Below are 4,629 nucleotides of genomic sequence, written 5' to 3'. Positions count from 1 at the left end.
GGCCAAAGACGGCCGGATCCACATCCTTGGCGAGATGGCGAAAGCCCTGACCGAAGCCTCCGACTTCTCGGTCCACGCTCCGCGCATCGAGACCATGCAGATCCCAACCGACAAGATCCGTGAAGTGATCGGTTCCGGCGGCAAGGTGATCCGCGAGATCGTCGAAGTGTCCGGCGCCAAGGTCGACATCAATGACGATGGCGTGATCAAGATCGCCAGCCCGAACGGCGAGGCCATCAAGAAGGCCTATGACATGATCTATTCGATCGTGGCAGAGCCGGAAGAAGGCCAAGTCTACACAGGCAAGGTTGTGAAGATCGTCGACTTCGGCGCCTTTGTGAACTTCTTCGGCAAGCGCGACGGCCTGGTGCACGTCAGCCAGATCGAAAACCGCCGCCTGAACCATCCTTCGGACGTTCTGAAGGAAGGCCAGGAAGTGAAGGTCAAGCTGCTGGGCTTTGATGACCGCGGCAAAGTCCGCCTGTCGATGAAAATCGTCGATCAGGAAACCGGCGAAGAAATCGCGCCGGAAAAGAAAGAAAAAGCAGAGCAGGACTGATCCCAGTCTGACTGCACATAAACAGCCCGGGGCGCGCGATCCGTGCCCCGGGTTTTCCATTTTCGCCGGGACGCTCATGGAACAGTCTTTGCCGCCCCGTGTGACCATCATAACGGTCACCTATAATTCTTCTGCCGTTGTTGAGAGCCTGTTGCGCTCCATTCCAGCTTCGGTGCCTTGCATTCTGGTCGACAACGCCTCGCGGGATGCGGAAGACACCCGTGCGCTGGCTGCAGCACATGGAGCCCGGTTCATTGAGAATCCGAAAAACGCCGGCTTTGGCCCGGCCTGCAACCAGGGCGCGGCACAGGCGGACACGGAATTCCTGTTTTTTGTGAACCCGGATGCCGAGCTGTTCGAGAACACGCTGGAACATCTGTTGGCTGCTGCCGATGCCCACCCAAAGGCTTCGGCCTTCAACACCCGTATTGTCAAAGGCGACGGGTCGCTGTTTTTCAAGCGCCGCAGCAAGCTGATCGCGAAATCGCTTTGGCTGGGCCGTGATGCCGCGAAACAGAATGGCGAGGTTCCGGTGCTGTCCGGCGGTGCCATGCTGGTGCGCAAATCCGCCTTCGAACAGGTTGGCGGGTTCGACCCGAAGATTTTTCTGTTCCACGAGGACGACGACCTCAGCCTGCGCCTGAAGGCGGAATGCGGGCCGCTGCGTTATGTTTACGGTGCGCAGGTCCGGCATCTGTTGGGGCACTCCACCGAACGCTCAGCCAAAACCGCGGCTTTGAAAGCCTGGTACATGGGCCAGTCGCGCGTCTATGGCGCCCGCAAGCACGGCGTGCCTTTTGGCTTCCTGCGGGCGTTGGGGGAGGCGTCGCTGCAATTGGTCTCACCGCTGAACCTGTTGTCGGCGCGCAAACGGTCCAAGAACTGGTACTACTTCCGCGCCATCCTTAGCAGCGCCGGCCAGAAGTCCGCAGACCGCCCGCCGCCTTGGCAGCAAGTCTGACCCGGCTGGCACACCAATAGTTGCAATTTACAGGCGTCCTGCATGAAACGGCCCCCGCTTTGGAAAATCACCCGCGAGCTGCAACGCCCGTTGCAGCAGATCACCCAGCTGCCCAGCCGCCTCGGCTCGCTGCTGCTGGGGCGCTGGTGTTACGACGCGTTCCTGGCGCGCAAGATTCGCTGCACCGAGGGCGCTATACCGCCCGGGCCGCAGCCTGCGGTCTATCTGATCTTTCCCAGTCAGGGCCTGCAAGCCTCGCATTTCATCGCTCTGCGCTATCTGATCGACAGCGGCTATGCCCCGGTTGTGGTCTCCAACGTCCCGCTTAGCGGTGCCGACCGGCAGCGGCTGAGCGAGGTCTGCTGGCTGTGCATGGAACGGCCCAATTTCGGGTATGACTTTGGCGGCTACCGCGACGGGTTGCTGACGGCGCACGCGCGGCTGGAACAGATTGACCGGCTGGTGCTGCTGAATGATTCCTCCTGGTTTCCGCTGCCAGGGGCAGGCGACTGGCTGACGGAAGCACAGGCGCTGAATGCGGACTTCGCGGCTGCCGCCTGCAACTACGGCCATCCGCGGGTGGAGGCAGAGAACTTCCGCAGCATCAATTGGGGGTATTCTACCGCCAGCCGCAATTTCCAGTACTGTTCTTATGCGCTGATGCTGTCAGGGCGGCTGATGGAGGACCCGGGGTTCATCAGGTTCTGGAAGCGTTTCCCGCTGACCAACAACAAGAAATTCATCGTCCGCCGCGGTGAAACCGGCCTCACCCAATGGGTTCTGGCACATGGGTTTTCGCATGGCGCCGTGCTGAAGACTGCAGATTTGGATCAGCGGCTGGCGCAATTGCCACGGGACAGGATCCGGCGCATCGCCGAAGAAACTGTCATCTTCGGCCGCCCCAGCCTGGCGGCGCTGAAGGCCCGGCTGCTGTCAAACGACGACGCCCCAACGGAAGATTACCTGTCTTTCATCCTGACCGCTGTTGCCACACAAGGTGTCAGTTATACGCTGCCCGCCTACCTGCATGCCGAGGCGGGGTTTGCATTCCTCAAGAAATCGTCCTGCTGGCTGACCCGGGACGGGTCGGATATCACTCTGCGTTTTGCAGCCGGGCTGACAGGCGAGGCTGGTCAAGCCTTTGCCGCAGAGGCGCGCCAACTGCGTCAAAGCCGGGCGCCGGACTTTCCACCGGCACCGAACGGGTTTCAGCCATAAAACAAAAAAGAACAAGCCGCCCGAAGGCGGCTTGCGAACATTGCGATGGCGAACGCGGGTTACTCCGGTGCCTTGGTCTTGCGCAGATAGGGGAAGATGGTCTCGAACTCGCCGAACTTCGCCTTGGCGTCCTCGTTTGATACGGTAGGCGGAATGATCACATCCTCGCCGGGCACCCAGTTCGCCGGGGTGGCAACGCCCTTGCCCAGCGACATTTGAAGGCCGTCCAGCGCCCGCAGGATCTCGGCAAAGTTGCGGCCCACGGTCATCGGATAAGTCATCGACAGTTTCAGCTGCTTGTCCGGGCCTATGATGAACACCGACCGCACGGTGGCGCTGTCCGCCGGGGTGCGGCCATCGGGCAAATACGCTTCGGCAGGCAGCATGTCGAAGGCTTTGGAAACCGCCAGCCCGTCATCAGCGATGATCGGGAAGCCCGGCACGGCCTTGCCGTATTCCTCGATGTCCTTTTTCCATTTCTTATGGTCCTCAACACCGTCAACCGAAACGCCAAGGACCTTGGTGTTGCGCTTGCTCCATTCCTCGCTCAGCTGCGCCACGGCGGAAAACTCGGTGGTGCAGACCGGGGTGAAATCCTTGGGGTGCGAGAACAGGATCGCCCAGCTGTCACCGATCCAGTCATGGAAGGTGATGGTGCCCTGATCCGTTTCCGCAGTAAAATCGGGGACAGTGTCGTTAATGCGCAAACCCATGGCGGTATCTCCTTGTCATATGAATTTTGAGTCGTCTTGACTGCAACCTAAGTAGTCTAGCGCAACGATACAGCCCCCGTACCGGGAAACCACGAAAAATTGCCGCAAGCCCCCACGGCGAAGAATTGCAACCGTTCCAAGGGGCCATTGACAGTGTCCGCGATAATTTGATCAAATTACGCGGCGATGCCTTTGCCCCGCCCTTGCCCCCATGCCGGAGCAGTGACACAGTGGCCGCGAAACCGGCAAGGCGGTAACCGGAATACCTCTGACTTGGGAGATCCCGACATGATCGAGAAACGCGAATTTTACATCAACGGCCAGTGGGCCGCTCCTGCTGCTTCAAACGATTTCGAAGTGGTAAACCCCTCGACCGAAGAACCCTGTGCAGTAATCTCGCTGGGGTCCGAGGCTGATACCAACGCCGCCGTTGCCGCGGCCAAGGCCGCACTGCCTGGCTGGATGAATACCCCGGTGGAAGAGCGCATTGCGCTGGTTGAGAAGCTGGTGGATGTCTATGAGGCCCGCGCCGAAGATCTGGCCCAGGCGATGTCGCTGGAAATGGGCGCACCGATCGACATGGCGCGCACGTCGCAGGCCGGAGCGGGAAGCTGGCACCTGCGCAACTTCATCACCGCGGCCAAGGAGTTTCCCTTTGACGGGCCGCTGAACGACCGCAGCCCGAACGACCGCATCATCCACGAAGCGGTGGGCGTCTGCGCCTTGATCACGCCGTGGAACTGGCCGATGAATCAGGTGACGCTCAAGGTTGGCGCAGCGGCGGTTGCCGGGTGCACCATGGTTCTGAAGCCTTCAGAGCAAAGCCCGCTGAACGCAATGATCTTTGCCGAGCTGATGGATGAGGCCGGCTTCCCGGCAGGTGTCTTCAACTTAGTGAACGGCGACGGCCCGGGTGTTGGCTCGCAGCTCACCACCCATCCGGATGTGGACATGATCTCCTTCACCGGCTCCACCCGCGCAGGGATCGCGATTACCCAGGCTGCGGCTCCGACCCTGAAAAAGGTGGATCTGGAGCTGGGCGGCAAAGGCGCCAATGTGATTTTTGAAGATGCCGACGAGAAGGCGGTGAAGCGCGGCGTGCTGCACATGATGCAAAACACCGGTCAAAGCTGCAACGCGCCCAGCCGGATGCTGGTGCAGAACAGCATCTATGACCG

The 4,629-nt window shown here is 60.5% G+C and carries 5 protein-coding genes; 4 read left to right on the top strand and 1 reads right to left on the bottom strand.

The genetic code is table 11. The annotated features are described in order from the left end of the window. The 3 genes from A2I95_RS26310 to A2I95_RS26300 form a co-directional block, all read left to right on the top strand. On the top strand, positions 1 to 559 hold a 559-nt coding region (locus A2I95_RS26310), incomplete at its 5' end, for a S1 RNA-binding domain-containing protein (protein WP_291734663.1). Between the two features lie 100 nt (positions 560 to 659). Further along, positions 660 to 1,520: a glycosyltransferase family 2 protein gene (locus tag A2I95_RS26305; protein WP_291734662.1), complete on the top strand. Its 861-nt coding sequence runs from the start codon at positions 660 to 662 to the stop codon at positions 1,518 to 1,520. A gap of 42 nt (positions 1,521 to 1,562) precedes the next feature. Continuing rightward, on the top strand, positions 1,563 to 2,738 hold the full coding sequence (locus tag A2I95_RS26300) for a rhamnan synthesis F family protein (RefSeq protein WP_027257174.1): 1,176 nt from the start codon (positions 1,563 to 1,565) through the stop codon (positions 2,736 to 2,738). Positions 2,739 to 2,797: 59 nt separating this feature from the next. Here the strand turns inward: A2I95_RS26300 and A2I95_RS26295 are convergent, their stop codons facing one another. Next, entirely contained in the window at positions 2,798 to 3,451 is a 654-nt protein-coding gene (locus tag A2I95_RS26295; protein WP_027257175.1) for a peroxiredoxin, read from the bottom strand. 288 nt (positions 3,452 to 3,739) lie between these two features. Between A2I95_RS26295 and A2I95_RS26290 the strand changes: the two genes are divergently transcribed. Then, positions 3,740 to 4,629 (top strand): aldehyde dehydrogenase family protein (locus A2I95_RS26290; protein WP_291734660.1); only part of this gene is annotated, 890 nt, incomplete at its 3' end.

Source organism: Leisingera sp. F5 (assembly GCF_001593695.1).
The sequence above is the reverse complement of the archived record's forward strand: the minus strand, read 5'-3'. Positions and strand labels throughout refer to the sequence as shown.